This window comes from Mesorhizobium sp. M7A.F.Ca.CA.003.01.2.1 (assembly GCF_003998945.1).
Classification (GTDB): Bacteria; Pseudomonadota; Alphaproteobacteria; order Rhizobiales; family Rhizobiaceae; genus Mesorhizobium; species Mesorhizobium ciceri.
The window spans coordinates 1-1,331 of sequence record NZ_RZRA01001212.1 but is presented as its reverse complement, the minus strand read 5'-3'; the positions used below and the strand labels follow the sequence as shown (position 1 = coordinate 1,331).

General features: G+C 62.1%; 2 protein-coding genes. Both read right to left on the bottom strand.

Going from position 1 to position 1,331, the window contains the following annotated elements:
- The coding region (locus EN969_RS31305) for an ABC transporter ATP-binding protein (protein WP_164758674.1) at nt 1-404 on the bottom strand (404 nt) is incomplete at its 3' end.
- A complete protein-coding gene (locus EN969_RS31300) occupies nt 401-1,324 on the bottom strand; it encodes a sugar ABC transporter permease (RefSeq protein WP_127419746.1) in 924 nt (307 codons plus the stop codon). The genes EN969_RS31305 and EN969_RS31300, both read right to left, overlap by 4 nt.
- Nucleotides 1,325-1,331: the final 7 nt, after the last annotated feature.

The window sequence follows — 1,331 nt, the reverse complement described above, 5'->3', positions numbered from 1 at the left end:
GACAGCCTGTCGGCCTTGCGGTCGAGCAGCGGCGAAAGCTGCAGCATCTCGGCGATGGCGCCGACACGGCGATCGATCTCGGCTTTGGCAGCCCCTCGCATTTTTGGTCCATAGGCAAGGTTCTGGCGCACCGTCATATGCGTGAAGATGGCGTAGTTCTGGAACACGAAGCCGACGCCACGCCGGCCCATCGGCACGCCGGCCATGTCGCGCTCGCCAAACAGGATCTTGCCGCCGGTCGGTTCTTCCATGCCGGCGATCATGTTCATCGTCGTCGACTTGCCGCAGCCCGACGGGCCGAGCAGCGCCATGAACTCGCCATCTGATATTGCCAGGTCCATGGTCTTCAGCGCGGTGAAGTCGCCGAATTTCTTGACCAGGTTTTGCAGGTGGATGGCGCTCATGCCGGTACCTCGCGTGCACGCGCCATGCGCTTCATGGCAAACACTGCGACGATCGACAGCACGACCAAAATGGCCAGCGCGATCGCCGCCACATAGCCCCAGATCAGGTCCTGCGTGGTGAGCTTGTAGATGTAGACCGAGATGGTTTCGGTAGCGACGCCTGGACCGCCGCCGGTCATGATGTAGAGCGTGTCGAAGATCTTGAAGTTCTCGATCACCCGGATCGCCAACGCGATGATGATGATCGTCTTCATCTTCGGCAGCACGATGGTGACGAAGCGCTGCCACGGATTGGCGCCGAGCAGCGTCGCCGCCTTGATCTGGTCCTCCGGCACGCCGACCAGGCCGGCAAGCAGGATAAGGAACATCAGCGGCGTCCATTGCCAGATGTCGGCGACCATCACCGCAATCAGCGCCAGAGTCGGATCCGACAGCCAGGCGATGGTGACGAGAGATCCGGTGAGCGCCGACAAGATGTCGTTCACCGGGCCGCCCGACTGGAACAGCATGAAGAACATGTAGCCGGCCACGGCAGGCACCACCATCATCGGCATCAGCAGGATCGAATAGAAGACGCGCTTGCCCGGGAAATCGTCGGCAAACAGTGTCGCCAGCGCCAGCCCGAGCAGGAATTCCGCCGGCACGCAGACGATCATGACGATGGCCGTACGCTTCAGCGCGCTCCAGAAGCGCGCGTCGGCGGCGAGATCGGTGTAGTTGGCAAAGCTGTTCCACATCGACCAGGCGTTCCACCAGCCGGTGCCCGACAGGGGCGACCAGTCGGTGACGCTGATGTAGAGCTGCATCAACAGCGGGAAGGCCGAGATGAACAGCACCAGGATCTGCGCAGGTAATGTCAGCCGGAAACCCAGCCTTGCGCCCTCATCGCGCGAAACCGGCTTTGCTCCGACGGCTTTCACCTCATCC